Origin of the sequence: Lactobacillus sp. ESL0233, from assembly GCF_003692995.1 — a bacterium.
GTDB classification, from domain to species: domain Bacteria; phylum Bacillota; class Bacilli; order Lactobacillales; family Lactobacillaceae; genus Lactobacillus; species Lactobacillus bombicola.
The window spans coordinates 522,205-540,558 of record NZ_REHH01000007.1 but is presented as its reverse complement, the minus strand read 5'-3'; the positions used below and the strand labels follow the sequence as shown (position 1 = coordinate 540,558).

The 18,354-nt window shown below is 34.2% G+C and carries 18 protein-coding genes; 15 read left to right on the top strand and 3 right to left on the bottom strand.

The annotated features are described in order from the left end of the window. The first annotated feature begins 1 nt into the window (after position 1). Positions 2 to 979, top strand: a complete 978-nt coding sequence (locus F5ESL0233_RS05785) for a 3'-5' exoribonuclease YhaM family protein (RefSeq protein WP_103716072.1) — start codon at positions 2 to 4, stop codon at positions 977 to 979. A 163-nt stretch (positions 980 to 1,142) separates the two neighbouring features. Here the strand turns inward: F5ESL0233_RS05785 and F5ESL0233_RS05780 are convergent, their stop codons facing one another. From F5ESL0233_RS05780 to F5ESL0233_RS05770, 3 genes are all read right to left on the bottom strand, one after another. Continuing rightward, positions 1,143 to 2,045: a peptidylprolyl isomerase PrsA gene (locus tag F5ESL0233_RS05780; RefSeq protein WP_090092913.1), complete on the bottom strand. Its 903-nt coding sequence runs from the start codon at positions 2,043 to 2,045 to the stop codon at positions 1,143 to 1,145. Positions 2,046 to 2,164: 119 nt separating this feature from the next. Beyond that, positions 2,165 to 2,500, bottom strand: a complete 336-nt coding sequence (locus tag F5ESL0233_RS05775) for a hypothetical protein (RefSeq protein ID WP_122059202.1) — start codon at positions 2,498 to 2,500, stop codon at positions 2,165 to 2,167. Between the two features lie 9 nt (positions 2,501 to 2,509). Then, a complete protein-coding gene (locus tag F5ESL0233_RS05770; RefSeq protein WP_122021990.1) occupies positions 2,510 to 2,941 on the bottom strand; it encodes an HIT family protein in 432 nt (143 codons plus the stop codon). A 90-nt stretch (positions 2,942 to 3,031) separates the two neighbouring features. Here F5ESL0233_RS05770 and F5ESL0233_RS05765 point away from each other — a divergent pair, with 90 nt between their 5' ends. The 14 genes from F5ESL0233_RS05765 (at position 3,032) to F5ESL0233_RS05700 (ending at position 18,296) form a co-directional block, all read left to right on the top strand. Next, on the top strand, positions 3,032 to 3,781 hold the full coding sequence (locus F5ESL0233_RS05765; RefSeq protein WP_122021989.1) for an ABC transporter ATP-binding protein: 750 nt from the start codon (positions 3,032 to 3,034) through the stop codon (positions 3,779 to 3,781). Continuing rightward, positions 3,765 to 4,964 (top strand): ABC transporter permease, encoded by a 1,200-nt coding sequence (locus F5ESL0233_RS05760; RefSeq protein ID WP_122059200.1) that lies wholly within the window; start codon positions 3,765 to 3,767, stop codon positions 4,962 to 4,964. Before F5ESL0233_RS05765 ends, F5ESL0233_RS05760 begins: the two co-directional genes overlap by 17 nt. A 3-nt stretch (positions 4,965 to 4,967) precedes the next feature. Next, positions 4,968 to 5,627, top strand: a complete 660-nt coding sequence (trmB, locus tag F5ESL0233_RS05755) for a tRNA (guanosine(46)-N7)-methyltransferase TrmB (RefSeq protein ID WP_122059199.1) — start codon at positions 4,968 to 4,970, stop codon at positions 5,625 to 5,627. Positions 5,628 to 5,660: 33 nt separating this feature from the next. Further along, entirely contained in the window at positions 5,661 to 5,981 is a 321-nt protein-coding gene (locus F5ESL0233_RS05750; RefSeq protein ID WP_090092903.1) for a thioredoxin family protein, read from the top strand. A 19-nt stretch (positions 5,982 to 6,000) separates the two neighbouring features. After that, a complete protein-coding gene (gene ytpR / locus F5ESL0233_RS05745; RefSeq protein WP_122059197.1) occupies positions 6,001 to 6,648 on the top strand; it encodes a YtpR family tRNA-binding protein in 648 nt (215 codons plus the stop codon). Positions 6,649 to 6,792: 144 nt separating this feature from the next. Next, complete coding sequence (gene murC, locus F5ESL0233_RS05740; RefSeq protein WP_122059196.1) at positions 6,793 to 8,103, top strand: UDP-N-acetylmuramate--L-alanine ligase; 1,311 nt, start codon at positions 6,793 to 6,795, stop codon at positions 8,101 to 8,103. 224 nt (positions 8,104 to 8,327) lie between these two features. Beyond that, on the top strand, positions 8,328 to 11,000 hold the full coding sequence (polA, locus tag F5ESL0233_RS05735) for a DNA polymerase I (protein WP_122059194.1): 2,673 nt from the start codon (positions 8,328 to 8,330) through the stop codon (positions 10,998 to 11,000). Between the two features lie 12 nt (positions 11,001 to 11,012). Next, positions 11,013 to 11,843 carry a DNA-formamidopyrimidine glycosylase gene (gene mutM, locus F5ESL0233_RS05730; RefSeq protein WP_090092897.1) on the top strand — a complete coding sequence of 277 codons (831 nt, stop codon included), beginning with the start codon at positions 11,013 to 11,015 and terminating at the stop codon, positions 11,841 to 11,843. Continuing rightward, positions 11,840 to 12,457, top strand: a complete 618-nt coding sequence (coaE, locus tag F5ESL0233_RS05725; protein ID WP_090092895.1) for a dephospho-CoA kinase — start codon at positions 11,840 to 11,842, stop codon at positions 12,455 to 12,457. Before mutM ends, coaE begins: the two co-directional genes overlap by 4 nt. Next, positions 12,444 to 12,911, top strand: a complete 468-nt coding sequence (gene nrdR / locus F5ESL0233_RS05720; protein WP_090092894.1) for a transcriptional regulator NrdR — start codon at positions 12,444 to 12,446, stop codon at positions 12,909 to 12,911. The genes coaE and nrdR overlap by 14 nt, the downstream gene beginning before the upstream one ends. A gap of 2 nt (positions 12,912 to 12,913) precedes the next feature. Beyond that, on the top strand, positions 12,914 to 14,272 hold the full coding sequence (locus F5ESL0233_RS05715; RefSeq protein ID WP_090092892.1) for a DnaD domain protein: 1,359 nt from the start codon (positions 12,914 to 12,916) through the stop codon (positions 14,270 to 14,272). A 7-nt stretch (positions 14,273 to 14,279) separates the two neighbouring features. Next, positions 14,280 to 15,179, top strand: coding sequence for a primosomal protein DnaI (gene dnaI / locus F5ESL0233_RS05710; RefSeq protein ID WP_090092891.1), 900 nt, complete (start codon positions 14,280 to 14,282; stop codon positions 15,177 to 15,179). A 307-nt stretch (positions 15,180 to 15,486) separates the two neighbouring features. Next, complete coding sequence (gene thrS, locus F5ESL0233_RS05705; RefSeq protein WP_122059193.1) at positions 15,487 to 17,421, top strand: threonine--tRNA ligase; 1,935 nt, start codon at positions 15,487 to 15,489, stop codon at positions 17,419 to 17,421. Positions 17,422 to 17,483: 62 nt separating this feature from the next. Continuing rightward, positions 17,484 to 18,296, top strand: a complete 813-nt coding sequence (locus tag F5ESL0233_RS05700; protein ID WP_122059191.1) for a transporter substrate-binding domain-containing protein — start codon at positions 17,484 to 17,486, stop codon at positions 18,294 to 18,296. The last annotated feature ends 58 nt before the right edge of the window (positions 18,297 to 18,354 follow it).

The following is an 18,354-nucleotide window of genomic DNA, read 5'->3' as shown; positions in this document are numbered from 1 at the left end:
AATGTACAAGCGTTTGCTGGATTATAATGATGGCGAAGAATTAGAATTAGTTTTATTGATAAAAAGTTCACAGTTATTACATACTAAAAAAGGCAAATTGTATTTGGCCTTAACTTTTTGTGATGCTTCGGGTGAGATTCGTGGCAACTACTGGGATGCTGGCAGTCAGGATGCAGCTAGTTATAGTGAAGGAACTATTGTTGAAGTAGATGGTAAACGGGAAGAGTACCAAAATCAGCCGCAACTAAAAATATATAGTTTGCGAGTAGTTGGTCCTGAAGAGGGTTATGATTTAGATCAGTTTATTAAGGCTGCGCCTGAAACAATTTCTGTAATGAAGGCAGAAATTTATAATTATGCTTCGGAGATTATAAATTCAACATGGAGTAAAATTGTTCAATATCTATTAAAAAAATGGAATCAGCCGTTCTTTGATTATCCAGCTGGAAAAAGTAACCATCATGCTGTACGTAGTGGATTAGCATATCATACAGTCTCGATGTTGCGTGATGCTAAAGCGCTTACTGCTAATTATCCTCAAGTTAATCGTTCACTTCTTTATGCGGGGTGTATTTTGCATGACATGGGTAAAGTTTTAGAATTAACAGGTCCTGCTGCAACGCAATATACTACAGAGGGTAATCTTATTGGTCATCTCGTTTTAATTGATGAGCAGATAATGTTAGCCGCGCGTGAGCTTAAAATTAGTCCGGAATCGGAAGACTTGTTATTATTGCGCCACATGGTATTATCTCATCATGGGAAATATGAATATGGTTCACCTAAATTACCCGCATTATTGGAAGCAGAGCTGCTCCATCGAATTGACGATTTAGATGCATCGATATATGCAATAACTAATGCCTTACAGCAAACTAAGCCAGGAAATTTTACTGCAAATATTATGAGTCAAGGAGGGAGAAAATTTTATCGCCCTAAGGAAGATCAAGCGTTGACAGAATCCCGGAAGCTGGAATAACTATAATTGATAAAATAAAAATACTGCTAGTGGTTGAATTTATATTAAACCATTAACAGTATTTTTATTTGGTTATGGATAAATGATCCGTTTATTGTTAGCTAACAATAAAGGCTTATTGAAATTAATATTGCAATAAGCCTCAATTAAGTAGTTCATCTAACTACTTTTTATTGATGTCACCGGCACTTACGTATGAAGATAAAACATTCTTCAAATCGTTATCTTTAATTTGAATATCAGCTTTCTTCAAAACTGTCGCAATTACACTACGCATTGTTTCTTGATCTTGCGCCATTGAATGATAAATCTCTTCATCAATAGCTTTTTTATGAGAAGCAAACGTCCCTTTAGATGGATGGTTAATCATTTTAATCACGTGATAACCTGATTGTGATTTTACTGGTTCTTTAGTTGTCTGACCGGTTTTTAATTTAAATGCCGCATTTTTAAAAGCAGGATCTAAACTTGAATCGGTTGAGTCAAAGGCAGGTAATTTTCCTGCTTTTGACTTAGTGCCAGTATCAAGTGAATATTTTTTAACGAGGCTACTAAAACTTTTACCATCATTTAATTCACTAATAATATTTTCCGCTTGTGATTTTTTAGCCACCAAAATATGTTGTACAGTTACTTTAGGCTGGTATGATTTCCAAGCCTTATCTTCTTGACTCTTAGAAATTTTCTTAATATCTTTTAAAGCTTCCTCGGTAAGTAGGTTAGTTTTTAAATTTTGCTTAAAACTTGAAACAGTCATCCCATTTTGCTGCAAGACAGCACTAAACTGCGCACCATATTGTTTTTTGTAATTATCAAATTGCTTATCAACTTGTTTCTTTGAAACTTTACTGCCATATTGTTCATCCAAAACATGATTGATAATCATATTTGCTAAAGCGGTTTGACCGGCTTGTGACTTCTTCATTTCATCGTAATACTCTTGTTGAGTAATTTTCCCGCCTTTATATGAAGCAACAGCCTTTCCACCATTAGAACAAGCAGTAGTTGACAATGCAATTCCGGCTACAGCAGCAACTGTAGCAAATGTTTTAAAATATTTTTTCATAAAATAAACTCTCCACATCCTTAATAAATTAAGTCATCAGCAACTAATATAACACAAACTAGAAATTTACGTTTTTAATTTGCCAATTTTCATCAAAAAATTCAAACTTTCTTTACCATTTATTCTTTATTATTACTAAAATTTCTACTTAACTTCTGCTGGTTTGTAGCTAGATTTTTAAGGATACGATCAACTTTCATCTGGTAGTATTTAAAATTATTTTCTAATTCAACGCTAGTTTTTTTACCAGCTGGTAAAGCATCATTTAACTTTTGCTTAGCTTCTTGGAAGTTGTTAAGGGCTTCTTTGAGATTATTAATATCATTTTGAGTAGCTTGAGATTGATCTTGTAATGGTTGACCTAGGCGTTGACCATTTTTAAAACGGATTAATGACAAAATTGTCCCCGTTGCGGCACCGATTACTAATCCTACACTAAAATTAAAGTGTTTCATAATTTCTCCTTAAAAGTTGCTTTTAATTTGAGTGGCAATCTTTTGATAGTCAGCTTTAGTATACTTTTTTTCGTTATTTCGTGTAGCTGTAGTCAAGCCATCACCTTCAAAACGAGGAATAAAATGAATGTGTGAGTGCATAATCACTTGTCCAGCACTAGTTCCATTATTAGTAGTAATATTCATTCCGGTTATCTTTGAATCAAATTGCTTAATCGCATTAGCAATAGTAGGAATGTATTGTAAATATTTTTGGGCCTCATTAGGAGTATAGTCAAATAGGTTAACCATATGTTTTTTAGGTATCATTAGGCTATGCCCTGGATTTACTTGTGATAAATCTAAAAAAGCATAAACATCTTCATTTTCAAATATAGTGTAGCTTGGTACTTCACCACGAATGATTTTACAAAATAGGCAGTCTTGTTCTAATTCGTCCATCTTTAAACCTCTTAATTTCAAAATTTAGTTTCTTTTAATATCATGCTATCATATATATTGAGTAAATTCATTAAAAGAAAGACAGGGATTATGGTTCTAAAAATTGAACATTTAACTGGCGGCTATGCAGGCGTTCCAGTAATTAAAGATATAAATTTGACAATTAAGTCAGGTCAAGCATTAGGTATTATTGGGCTAAATGGTGCAGGAAAATCGACCACAATCAAGCACATTTTAGGGCTTTTGCGACCACAAAAGGGAAAAATCACTTTAAATGAAGTTTCGTTAAATAAACAACCAACTGCTTTTAAAAGACAGGTCGCCTATATTCCAGAAGTGCCTGTTTTATATCCAGAACTAACTTTGAAAGAGCATTTAGCGTTAATTATTCTTAGCTATCAGTTAAATGAAGAAAAAGCCTGGGTCAGAGCACAGCAACTGCTACAATTATTTAGGCTCGAAGATAAATTGGATTGGTTACCAGTTCACTTTTCAAAAGGAATGAAGCAGAAGGTCATGATTGTAGCAGCTTTTTTGGCTGATACCGATCTTTTAGTGATTGATGAACCCTTTACAGGGCTTGATCCGTTAGCCGTAACTAATTTGATTGATCTAATTAAAGAGGCGATTGCAACTGGAAAAATGGTGTTAATGTCTACCCATATTTTGGCTGATGCGGAACAGGTAATTTCTAATTATGCAGTTTTAAATAATGGTGAGATTGAAGTAATTGGTAGTATATCAGATATTCGGCTACATTATGGTTTAACCGCGACAGATTCATTTGATAAGATATATCAAATTCTTAATCAGGAGCAACAGCATGCAAGATTTAGCTAAAAATAGATTGCAGAAAAATTTACAGCAATCTCTTAAATATTTGACCCTGGTTTTTAACGATTTTTTTATTTTAGCCATAATTTTTTTGTTTGGCGCATTAATGTTTTGGTATGCTCAAAGCATGAAAAAAATGCCACCAAATTTGTATTTTTACAAACCTTTAGTTGGCCTTATCTTAAGTATGCCCTTACTTATAGGCAAATTAGTAACCTTGCTTCAAGCTGCGGATATCCAATTTTTGTTACCTCAGGATAAAAATATGCGCGCATATTTAAAAATAATGCGCAGTTATAGTTTATTGGTTCCTCTAATATGTTTAGTATTAATTGCTGGAATCTTATTTCCATTTGCCTTAATTAAAGCTAAAATTTCTATATTATTATATTGCTTAGCAGTTTTAGCAGTTTTCCTTGCCAAAATTGCCCAACTAAAAGTAATGGAATATAATTTGTTTTATAATAAAAAAATATCCCTTTTTTTGGTAAATACGTTATTTTTTATTACTTTTGCAGTATTGATGATGTGGCCGAAGACGATGCTTCTCGTAGTTATTCTATTAGCGATACTTATTAGTGTAGTAACTTTTAAACCACAAAATGCTGCCTTGTTTGATTGGCAATATGCAGTAGAGCTAGAGCAAAGACGTAAAAATCAAGTATATGGCGTATTTAGCATGTTTACGGATGTTAAAGAGCGAAAAGTAAAAATTAGACGACGTAAATACTTAGACTTTTTACTTCCTAACTCACTCAGAAACGAAAATCCTAATAAATTTCTTTATCGGCGGGCTTTACTACGCAACCCAGAAAATTTGAATTTATTAGTTAGAATGACTGCTTTTGCTGGCTTAATTTCTTTGCTTGTTCAAAATTGGCTATGGGCCTTGACCTTATGCTCATTAGTAGTTTTTTTAACGGTTTATCAATTATTGCCAATGGCAAACGAATTTGATAATAATATTATGTATCAGGTATATCCGATTGAGCACATTAAAAGAGGACAGGATCTTTTAAAAGTCTTGTCCTTAGCTTTATTTATGCAGTGGGTGATAATTAGCATTTTTTGGTTACTTATTCTACCAGTTAATTTGCAATTATTTGAAGCAAGTAGCTTTTTACTATTATTTAGCTGGCTAATTGCTCATTGGTATTTACCGTGGAAAGTTAAGCAAAGGAAGATATAATCAATGAGGTTACGTAACAAGCCGTGGGCCGTTAGTTTAGTTAAGCAACATCCAGAGAGTGTTTTAGATCGACCGGATCCACAAAATACAATAAATTGGGCTGATCGTTTTGCTAACGATACTAAGCCACTTGAAATTGAAATTGGTTCAGGGAAAGGGCAGTTCATTACGACCTTGGCTGAGCAACACCCTGAAAAAAATTTTGTGGCAGTTGAGTTACAAATTTCAGCGGCGGGAATGATTTTACGTTCGAAGCTAGCAAAAAATTTAAATAATTTGCAAATTTTATGTGCTGATGCAGCTAATATAGATTGTTATTTTGCACTTGACAGCGCTGATGTATTATATTTGAATTTTAGTGATCCTTGGCCAAAAAGTCGCCATGAAAAGCGGCGTCTGACCTATAAATCATTTTTACAGAAATATCAAAAAATAATCACCCCGCATGGTCATCTTGAATTTAAAACAGATAATGCTGGATTATTTGCGTATTCTGTACAAAGTATGAATAATTATGGTATGAATTTTGATTTTGTTTCAGTTGATTTGCATAATGAGGTTCACGAAATTATTGCAAACAATATTGAAACTGAATATGAGCATAAATTTGCAGCTAAGGGTAATCCAATTTATGCTCTGCATGCTGATTTTGGGGTAAAATAATTAAGTACTTTAGGAAGACGTGAGGTTTTAAAGATGGAACAAATTAAAGCATTTGATAAAGATAAATTAACTGAAATAACAAAAAGTGGCCGAGTAATTCTGGAATTTTCTGCTGATTGGTGTCCTGATTGCCGTTTTTTGGATCAATTTTTACCAGCAATTGAAAAAGATTTTGCTGATAGCAAATTTTATCAGATTGACCGCGATGGAGCTGTTGACCTGGCTAAAGAAATGGATATTATGGGAATTCCATCTTTTGTTGTCTACCAAGATGGTCAAGAAATTGGTAGACTAGTTAATAAGGATCGTAAAACCAAAGAAGAAGTTGAAAATTTTTTGCGGTCATTGGACTAATGAAAGAGGATTTTGCTAAATGATTACTAGTATTAATAAGCGTAGTTATCCCAAGACTTTAATTGTGATTTTGGGTCAAGACCATGGTAAAAGTGAATATAACGAAAAAGGCGATGTTACCCAGATTGTTGATGAACAAGGCAATGTGATTGGTTATAACTTTTTTAATGTTGATCAATTAATTGATTATAATAGTTTATCTGATGGACAAGTTAAGCTTTCTGAAACTGATTTGGCGGCTTTAAATCAAAAATTAGCAGAAGTTGGTTTTACTGATCAGCTTGCCTATGGTAAACCGACTCTAGTCTATGGCTATGTGAAGACATGTGAAAAGCATCCCGATTCTGATCATTTACATGTTACAACTGTTAATGTAGGCGATAATGAAGAATATCAAATTGTTTGTGGAGCTCCTAATATTGCTCAAGGACAAAAGGTTGTGGTAGCTCTTCCTGGTACCTTAATGCCTAATGGGCAACAAATTTGGCCTGGGGCATTGCGGCATGTTGATTCATATGGAATGATATGCTCAGCACGCGAGTTAGGACTTGTTCATGCTCCCCAAAAACGAGGAATATTAGTTGTACCCGACGATTTTCCAGTAGGTGCAGCATTTGATCCTGCTGAATGTGATGAATTATTAGCCAGCGGAAAGATTGGTTTGTAATTAACAAATAGTATAAAAATAAGTCTAAAAGTTAGTTAACTTTTGAGGCTTTTTTAATGCTGAAATATTAGTCTGTGCTGCTTTTTTGATAAAAATAATGGTAGAATGATAACCAGTGTTAAATGAAATTTTGGAGCTTAAAATATGTTAGATAAGAATAAACAAATTTGGTTTATTGGAATTAAAGGTACAGGAATGGCTTCGTTGGCTTTATTGCTTAATGATTTAGGCTATAACGTTGCGGGAAGTGATATCGAAAAATACACTTTTACGCAAACTCCTTTAGCAGAAGCTGGTATCAAAGTCACTAAATTTGCGGCCAATAATATTAAAGATACCGGTCAAGTAATCGTTAAAGGGAATGCTTTTAAAGAGGACAATATTGAAGTAAGTACTTGTCAAGAAAAAAATCTATCTTGGCAAAGTTATCCTGATACAGTTGAAGAAATCATTAGATTACATACCAGTATTGGCGTCTCTGGTACTCACGGTAAAACATCGACTACTGGCTTGCTGGCTCAAGTTTTAAAAACGGCAGCGCCTACCTCTTATTTGATTGGTGACGGTGAAGGAAAAGGTGTTAAAGAATCACGCTTTTTTGCTTATGAGGCTGATGAATATCGCCGGCATTTTTTAGCTTATCATCCTGATTATCAAATAATGACCAATATTGATTTTGATCATCCTGATTATTTTAAAGATCAAGCGGATTATACTGCTGCCTTTCAAACAGCAGCTGATCAAACGCAAAAGGGGTTATTTGTTTGGGGAGCAGATGAGCGTTTACAAAAATTACATACTAATGCCCATAAATATACATACGGTTTTAATAGAAATGATGATTTTCAGGCAGTAGATATTAGGCGGTCTACTGCTGGGTCCAGTTTTAGTGTTCTGCACCATGGAGAAAAAATTGGTCAATTTTCTATTCATTTGTATGGTGATCATAACATTCTAAATGCAACAGCAGTAATTGCTGTTGCAGATACAGAGAATATTCCATTAGCAGCGATTCAAAAAGGTTTATTAACATATAAGGGAGCAAAACGGCGTTTTTCTGAAAAAGATTTAGGTGGATTTAGTATAATTGATGACTATGCCCACCATCCAACGGAAATGCGGGCAACCATTCAAGCTACTCGGCAAAAGTTTCCTGATAAAAATTTAGTTGTTGTTTTTCAACCGCATACCTTCACAAGAACAAAGAAATACGCTAATGAATTTATTGATATTTTGTGTGGTGTTGATAAAGCATATATCACGCCAATTTATGCTTCAGCTAGAGAAAGTAGTGGAGCAATTTCCAGTGAGGACTTGGTGGCAAAGATTCCTAATGCTGAAGTGATTGATCTTGATAACATTGCTGATTTAACCAAAATTAAGGATTGTGTAATTGTCTTTATGGGAGCTGGCGATATTCAAAAGTATGAAGCTGCTTTTGAAAAATTGCTCTAACTTAGAAGTGTTTGATTAATTATAGTAAAGATTGATAAATTAGTTTAATTAAATGAGCAAGTAATAATATTATTTGCTTTTTTATTTTGAAGTTTTAGATTTTCAAATTGACTGCCTATTATTTTGGTTTGGTCATTTTTTTCTTGGAAAGGATTGCATTCTGCAAGAAGTAAAAAAAACTGTTAGAATAAAGGAAACTATAGCTTTACTTGTGAGGAGATTCAATGGCTAATCAAAAATTACTTTTAATTGATGGTAATTCGATTGCATTTCGGGCGTTTTATGCCCTGTACCGTCAACTTGAAAATTTTAAAAACGCAGATGGTTTACATACTAATGCCATTTATACTTTTAAAAATATGCTCGATGTTTTACTTAGTGATGTTCAGCCTGACCATATTTTGGTTGCGTTTGATGCTGGTAAAACCACTTTTAGAACTGCCATGTATAGTGATTATAAAGGTGGCAGGCAAAAAACCCCGCCTGAACTGTCTGAGCAATTACCATATATTCATGAACTATTACATGATTTGGGGATTGCTACGTATGAATTAACTGATTATGAAGCAGATGATATAATTGGTACTTTTTCAAAAATTGGTGAAAAAAACAATTTTGAAGTAACCATAGTAACTGGGGATAAGGATTTAACACAATTAGCATCAGATAAAGTAACAGTAATGGTGACTAAATCAGGTGTACTGAACCTGGAAGCATATACGCCAGAACATATGAAAGAGGTTAATGGAGTAACACCTACTGAGTTTATTGATATGAAAGCTCTAATGGGAGATAATTCAGATAATTATCCTGGTGTGACTAAGGTTGGACCTAAGACTGCTACACAGCTTATTCAAGAATATGGTTCAATTGAAAGCTTATATGAACATGTTGATGAATTAAAAAAGTCAAAATTAAAAGAAAATTTAATAAAGGATAAGGATAAGGCCTTTTTGGCTAAGAAGCTTGCTACAATCAATTGCAGTACACCGGTGACGATTGGTCTTGCTGATTTGAAAAAGAGAAGTGTTGATTATGATGCATTACGTCATTTTTATGAAAAAATGAATTTTCGTAAATTTCTAAATGATTTAGAACCGTCGCCTAAATTATTGGAACCAAATGACAGTGCTTATCAAGCATCTAATGTTGAATTTACTGAATTAACCGATAAAAACCTCGCCTTAAAGGTCAAGGAAACTGAGACGATTAGCTTTTATTTAGGAATGCTGGGGGCAAATTATCATTCAGCTACTTTTGTTGGTTTTGCTTTTGCGATTGATAAGCAAGTTTATCTTAGTCGCGATGTAAATCTTTTAAAGAATAACGAACTAAAAAGTATCCTAGAGAATGAAAAAATCAAAAAAAATGTTTTTGATTTAAAAAGAACAATGGTTGGTTTAAGACGTTTAGGTATTCAAGTTCAAGGAATCGAATACGATATGCTCTTAGCTTCATATCTGATTAATAATGAAAATAATTCTGATGATATGGCGGAGATTTGCAACATGTATGGTGATAATTCAGTAAAACATGATCATGAGGTATACGGTAAGGGTAAAAGTCAACAAATACCTGCTGATGATCAGTTGCTGTATAATCATCTTGCTACCAAAGTTGAAGCTATTGCTAGCTTAAAAGAATCGCTCTTGAGTAAACTTAAAGACCATGAACAAGATGACTTATATGCAAGTATTGAACTGCCTGTAGCTCGAGTATTAGCAATTATGGAGATTAACGGGATTAAAGTTCAAGCCCATACTTTAACTGATTTGCAAAAAGAGTTTGCCGTTGAACTCAAAAATTTAGAAAGAAAAATATATGAAGAGGCCGGCGAAGAGTTTAATATTAATTCACCGAAGCAATTAGGTCACATTTTATTTGAAAAGTTGGGGTTGCCTGCTATTAAAAAAACAAAAACCGGTTATTCAACTTCAGTTGATGTTTTAACACAATTGCAAGATCAAAGTCCCATTATTGCTGATATTTTAACTTATCGGCAAACTGCCAAAATTCAGTCAACCTATGTTAATGGGTTACTTGATGTAATTAAGCATGATGGACGAGTTCATACGCGCTATCTACAGACTTTAACAGCAACTGGGCGTTTATCCTCTGTTGATCCGAATTTACAAAATATTCCTACTCGGACACAGGAAGGTAAGCAGATTAGAAAAGCCTTTGTACCAAGTGATCCAGCTGGTTACATTTTTTCTTGCGATTATTCTCAAATAGAATTACGGATTTTAGCTCAAGTTTCTGGTGATGAGCAAATGCAAGAAGCTTTTAGAACTGGCTATGATATTCATGCGCATACTGCTATGAAAATTTTCAAATTGAAATCTCCAGCAGAAGTAACCCCATTAATGAGGCGTAGAGCCAAAGCAGTTAATTTTGGTATTGTTTATGGCATTTCAGATTATGGCCTATCCAAAAATTTGAATATCAGTCGTAAGCAAGCTCAAGAATTTATCGATAATTACTTTGAACAATACCCCCAAATTAAAGAATATATGGATAAAGCGGTTCAAATAGCTCGTGAAAAGGGTTATGCTGAAACTATTATGCATCGCCGGCGTTATTTACCAGATATTCACGCTAAAAACTTTAATATTCGATCATTTGCTGAACGTACTGCAATTAATTCGCCAATTCAAGGATCTGCAGCAGATATTATTAAAATTGCGATGATTAATATGCAACGCAAGTTAGATGAACTTCATTTAAAAACAAAAATGGTTGTTCAAGTTCATGATGAATTGATTTTTGATGTTCCTAAAGATGAGTTAGCAACTATCAAAGAGATTGTTCCTGCAGTGATGCAATCAGCAGTACATTTAGATATTCCATTGGTTGCTGATTCAGGCTATGGTCATGATTGGTTTGATGCAAAGTAAGGAGATAGATCAATGCCAGAAATGCCAGAAGTAGAAACAGTTCGCCGAACTCTTCTTCCTTTGGTTAAAGGAAAAACGATTCAAGCAGTTACGGTGTGGTATCCCAAAATTATTGCTAGTGATTCTGAGCAATTTATTCAGCAATTAGTAGGTAAGAAAATCGAAACGATAGATCGTTATGCAAAATATTTACTAATTCGTTTAAGTGGTCAATTAACTATTGTTTCTCATTTGCGGATGGAAGGTAAATATCATTTAGTAGAGGTTAATACACCTAAAGATAAGCACGATCATGTTCAAATAGCTTTTACAGACAAAACAGCATTACGCTATAATGATGTCCGTAAATTTGGACGCATGCAATTGGTTAAGACTGGTACAGAAAAGGAAGTAACTGGTATTAGTAAATTGGGCTGCGAACCTAATTCATCTGAATTTACTACACAGTACTTGATGAATGCACTTAGTCGCAAAAAAAAGAATATAAAAAATGTACTGCTTGACCAAACAATTGTTGCTGGACTTGGTAATATTTACGTTGATGAAGTATTGTGGCAAACAAAAATTCACCCACTAAGTTTAGCCAATCAAATTCCGCAGTTTCAAGGACATCAATTGCACGATAATATTAATGAACTAATTGACTTGGCCATAAAAAAGCACGGCACAACCATACATACTTATCTTGATGCAAACGGTGATACGGGCGATTTTCAAAAATTACTGAAGGTATATGGACATAAAGGTGAGCCTTGCTCACGTTGTGGGGTTTTATTAGAAAAAATCAAGGTATCAGGACGTGGTACTACATTTTGTCCCAATTGTCAGGTGATTTATAAGTGACTATCGTGATAGGCTTAACTGGTGGAATTGCTAGCGGGAAGAGTACGGCAGATGCATTCTTTCGTAAAAAGAAGATACCAGTCATTGATAGTGACAGAATTGCTCATGAGATTTTAAATATAGATTATGCAGGCTATAAAGTTGTAGTGACAGAATTTGGATGTAATATTTTAAATTCAGATAAATCAATTAATCGTGCAAAACTTGGGCAAATAGTTTTTAATGATAAGCAGCAATTGAAAAGGCTGAATGCTATTACACATCCATTGATTTTAAAAGAAATTCAGGCTAAAATTACTCGATATAAAAAGGTAGGTGAGCTGATTGTTGTTCTTGATGCACCACTACTTTTTGAATCTAAAGCTCGAAATTTATGTGATTGTAGTATTTTAATTGCTTTACCAGAAAGTGAACAAATCAAGCGTTTAATGGTACGAGACAATTTAACTGAAAAAGATGCGATAGCTCGAATTAATAGCCAGATGTCGTTAGCCCAAAAAGCAAAGTTGGCTGATTATGTAATTTTAAATACCAGTACAATAAAAGTTTTAGAAACTAAATTAGATAAATTGATTAGTAAAATAATTAAGGAGTCAGAGTATGGAATGTCCTAATTGTCGACAAAATGCATCTCGTGTCATTGATTCACGACCTAGTGATGAAAATAGATCAATAAGACGGCGAAGAGAATGTGAAAATTGTGGTTTTCGGTTTACTACTTTTGAACGAATTGAGACAACACCTTTATTAGTAATTAAAAATGATGGTACACGGGAACCATTTAACCGCAAAAAAATACTTCATGGTGTAATGGCTGCTGGACAAAAACGCCCCATTACTAGTTCTCAATTTGAACAACTAGTTGATCATGTAGAAAATAAAATTAGACAACAAGGAATTAGTGAGATTTCATCTAAAAAAATTGGAAAATTGGTTATGGATGAATTAGCTGAATTAGATGATGTTGCCTATATTCGGTTTGCATCAATTTATCGTGAATTTAAGGATATGTCTAGTTTTATGAAGACAATGGAAGATATGATGGCAAAAAGAGAGAAGGGTAATTAGTCATGTTTATGACACCCAATCCTAAACAGCCTTTTTTAATTATTAATCGGGTAGAAATTTCTGTAACTGCACTACGCATTCTGGTTAAGTTATATCAACCATTAATTGGCGCGTTAGCGCTAGCTTTATATCTAAGCTTAAATGAGGATTACTATCCACAAATGATTCTGTCAGATGCACATGGACTGTATAGTCTACAAGAACAACTAGATTGCGACCTTAAAAGCTTGTTTAGCGCATTACATAAGTTGGAAGCTGTCGGATTAGTTCAAACAAAATTACTCGATAATAAGATTATGGGTCAAGTTTTAACTTTTCGTTTGGCAGAAGTGCCCAGTAGTAGTGAATTTTTTGCCACAACATTATTAGCTAGTTTATTAAAAGAAAAAGTTGGTGTTACAGTTTTTCAAAAGCTAAGTAGTGATTTTGCACATGAGAATAAGCAAAATAAAAATACTGTGACCGGATTGGCCAATGCACAAGATATATCCGCTTCATTTATGGATGTTTTTAGTTTGCCAAAAGCAGAGGCAATCGATCCTTCACCAGAAGTCAAACAAGCAGTGCGTGAAAACCAGGTTGATCAAAATCAACAAGCAAGTATCAATCAACAAGACAGTATTGATTGGGATTTTATGAAACAGCAATTTGAAATATATCAAATCCCAAATAGTGAAATTGATAAAAATCGTGAAGCAATTCGCGGTCTAATGCGGACATATGGTCTAGCCGAACAAGAATTTGTTGATGAAACTTTATCTTGTTTGCACGGTGAATATCAATTGAACATGCCATTAATTAAGCGAACGATTGCAAACACCATTCATGGCACAGATACACAGCAACAGAATCAAAAACGGACAATTCAAGTAAATTCAACTTTTAATGATAAGCAATTCAGTAAAAAAGAACAGGAAATTTTGCAATTAGCACATGAAAAAACTCCGGCGCAATTTATCTATTACTTAAAAAATGAGAGTCATGATTTTGTTGATGCAAATGAGTATCAATTACTTGATAATTTATATAACCAGAAAGGTATCTCAGCAGACTTGCTTAATATATTAACGTATATTTGTCTGCAAAGTAGCCCTAAGCTTTCTTATAATTTAACTAATACAATTTTACATGATTGGTTGCAACATGGGGTCCATTCAGGAGAACAAGCTTTAGAATATATTGCTAAAAGAAAACAGGCTAAACAAAAGAATAAAGTTAGTCATTATCGTAACTATAGTAAAAAATCAGTAGAAAAGGGTACCGATTGGAGTAGACATCAGGCAAAGGATGAAACTGATGTTTCAGTAGATGATTTAAAGAACTTCTTTAAGAATTTTGAAAGTGAAAATGGTATGAAGTAGGTAAAAAATGCGTGCAATAAATCAGCTAATAATTAACAATAATTCAAAACTAACTAAGAAAAATAATTTTGACGAGATTCGCAAGCAAATTTTAGCTGATCCTAAAATTCAAAAATTTATTAATAATTACCAAGATAAAATAACGGATGAAATGATTAATGCGAGCCTTTCTAGTTTATACGAATTTTATATCTCGCAACATCATAAAGATCCGGTGATTGTTGGCTATCGTCCAGAATTGATGTTAAGTAGCAATGCAATTACACTTAAGTATGTTCCTGAAGAAAGCAAATTAGCTCAAGATAGAGATCATAGTATCAAAAAGCATGTTCGTTTAATTAATTTACCACTAAATTTGCATAATGTACGTTTAAGTCAAGTGGAAGTGACTGCAGGCCGCAGAACAGCTATTGCTAAAATTCAAGAATTTTTGCGCAAATATCCAACAAATGTTCATCAAAAGGGTTTGTATTTATCAGGTGATTTTGGCGTAGGCAAGACTTATTTACTAGCTGGTCTTGCTAATTCGATAGCAGCGATGAATAAACAGGTTATTTTTTTGCATTTACCAACTTTTATTGCTAACTTAGCGAGTCATTTTGGCGACAACAGTTTAGCCAATGAAGTCCAGCGTATAGCTCACTGTGACTTGTTGATTTTAGATGATGTTGGTGCTGAAATATTAAGTCAATGGTCAAGAGATGAGGTTTTGGGCATAATTCTTCAGGCACGAATGGACAATGAACTGCCGACCTTTTTCTCCTCTAATTTTGCAATGGCAGATTTAGAAGAACATTTTAAGGAAACCAAAAATGCAATTGACCCAGTAAAAGCAGCGCGACTGATGGAACGTGTAAAGACACTCGCAACAGAAATAATTGTATCCGGACCCAATCGGCGTAGTTAATTTAATAAATATTGGTGGATGTTTTTGCTTTTTAAAAAATTATTGCAATTAAATGTTAAATATGTATAATTGTATTAAATGAATGAACATGATGTTGCTCGTATCAGAGAGAAAGACAGTATTCTGGAAGTTTTTCATTAGAGTCGACACCCCACTTATTCATTGTTAAAGAGTAAATAATTGGGTGAATTCCACTATCAATTCAGAAAGAGTGGGCTAGACAGAACTAGCCTAAATTGGGTGGAACCACGCTAAATACGTCCCAGTGCATAATGCACTGGGACTTTTTTTATTATTTGGAGGAAATATGAGCTTTTCAATTATTTTACCAGATGGATCAAAACGAGCTTTTGAACAAACAGTCACTATTAGTGAATTAGCATACAGCATTTCAACTTCTCTTGGCAAAGCAGCACTTGCTGGTAGAGTTAACGGACAACTTCATCCAGTAGAATATGAACTAAGTCAAGATGCTGAGGTGGCGATTATTACTGATCGGGATGAAGAAGGTTTAAATATTTTAAGAGCTAGTGCAGCTTTTGTTTTTGAAGTAGCAGCGAAGAAAGCTTATCCAGAGTTACGTTTAGGTGAACATGGCACTGAGACAGATGGGTTCTTTGTTGATACTGACAAAGAAAACCAAATCAAGATTAGTGAATTACCTGAACTTGAAAAAGCAGTTAAGCATTTAATTAAGGCTGGTGAAAAAATTGAAGCAGTGACAATGTCACGGGCAGAACTTCAAGAAATTTTCAGAGATAATGCTTTTAAACTTGATTTACTGCAAGCTGAAGCAAGCGATGAAATTACAGCATATAAGTTAGGTGACTTTATTGATTTTGGCTTTGATATTTTGGTATCAAATACTGGTAAAATTAAGCAATTTAAATTATTGTCGGTTGCGGGTGCTTATTGGCAGGGGCAGTCATCTAATCCAATGCTACAAAGAATTTCTGGAACGGCTTTCTTCAAAAAGGCTGATCTTGAGGCTGATTTAAAGCGCCGTGAAGAAATTAAAGAACGTGATCACCGCACAATTGGGCGTGATCTTGATTTATTCTTTGTTGATCCTAAAGTTGGTGCAGGATTACCATACTGGATGCCAAAAGGAGCAACTATTCGGCGCGTAGTTGAGCGTTATATTATTGATCGTGAAGTTGCAGATGGCTATCAACATGTATATACCCCAGTTCTTTTAAATGTAGATGCGTATAAGACCTCAGGTCATTGGGCACATTATCGTGATGATATGTTTCCTCCAATGGACATGGGCGATGGTGAAATGCTTGAAATTCGTCCAATGAATTGTCCGTCACACATTCAAATTTATAAGCATCATATCCGTTCATATCGCGAATTGCCTATTAGAATTGCTGAATTGGGAATGATGCACAGATATGAAAAATCTGGTGCTTTGTCAGGTTTGCAACGAGTACGTGAGATGACTTTAAATGATGGTCATACTTTTGTTACGCTTGACCAAGTACAAGCAGAATTTTCTAAGATTTTGAAATTAATTATGGACGTTTATAAGGACTTTGATATTACTGATTACTATTTCAGACTGTCATATCGCGATCCGAAGAATACAGAAAAGTATTTTGCTAATGATGAAATGTGGGAAAGAAGTCAATCAATGCTTAAAAAAGCGATGGATGACATGGGACTTGACTATGTTGAAGCAGAAGGTGAAGCTGCTTTTTATGGTCCGAAGTTAGACATTCAAACTAAAACAGCTCTGGGTGCTGACGAAACAATGTCAACAATTCAACTCGACTTTATGTTACCAGAAAGATTTAATTTGACTTATATTGGGCAAGATGGGGAAGAGCATCGCCCAGTGATGATGCACCGCGGAATTGTAGGCACAATGGAACGCTTTATTGCTTATTTAATTGAAATTTATAAAGGTGCCTTTCCAACGTGGCTTGCTCCAGTTCAAGTTGAAGTAATTCCTGTTAATCTTGATGCGCATTCTGATTATGCTAAAAAGGTTCGTGATGAATTAAATAAGCGTGGTTTTAGAGCAGAAGCAGATTTACGTAATGAAAAATTAGGTTATAAAATTCGTGAATCGCAGACACAAAAAGTTCCTTATACCTTAGTTTTAGGTGACAACGAAATGAAGGCAAATGGTGTTAATGTTCGGCGCTATGGAACGGAGGAAGAAGTAGCTAAAAGTTTAGACCAATTTATTCAAGAAATTGATCAAGATGTTAAATCTTATTCACGCAAAAAATAAGTAATTAAGAGCTACTTTGAAATTTGTTGAGCAGCCGTTGTTTTATTATTGGGAGAGTCAATATGAAGAAAATTTTTGACCTAATTCCGGTATTAATCAGTCTATGTTTGTTAGCAGGTTGCAGTCAGCGAGTTTCTGATCAAGATGTTTTAAAGAATGCACAATTTTCTAAAACAATTACATGGGGAATTGAAAGTGATGTCAGGCTATTCAGTTTAACAGATGTTAGAGATTATCGGGAAAAAGGTTTTGACGTTGATGTGGCTAAAGCTGTAACGAAAGAAATTTTAGGCTCACGTAGTCAAGCTAAATTTGTTTTAGCAACTGCTCAGTCAAGAATTCCACTTCTTAAAAATGGTAATGTGGATGCTGTAATTGCCACAATGACTATTACGCCGCAGCGCAAGAAACTGGTAAACTTTTCACGTCCATATTTTGCTGCGGGGAAGTCTTTGCTAGTTAGAAAAGATTCTAAAATAAAAAACGTTCATGATTTAAAAGGGAAAACCGTTATTGGAATTATTGGTGATAATTCAGTTGAAGTAATTAAAAAAATAGCCCCGCAAGCTAAGGTGGTGCAAATGCAAGACTATGGTCAAGCAGTTGTTGCATTAAAAGCTGGTCAGGGGGATGCCCTTTCCAGTGATAACGGTGTTTTATATGGTCTTGCGGTTGAAAGCCCGACATTAGAGGTGCGCGGAGGGACCTTTACCCATGAACCCTATGGAATTGCCATTAACAAGCATCAAGAAAAATTCGAGCGTGCTATTAATCGGGCAATTGTAAAAATGCAACATGATGGCCAATATAACCGTTTAATTAAAAAATGGTTTGGTCGAGTTCCTGGATTTAATTATAAAACTCTTTATAATTAAATTGATTAGCTACAATTTTTATATTACTTTAATAAATATAATACTTTATTTATTAAAA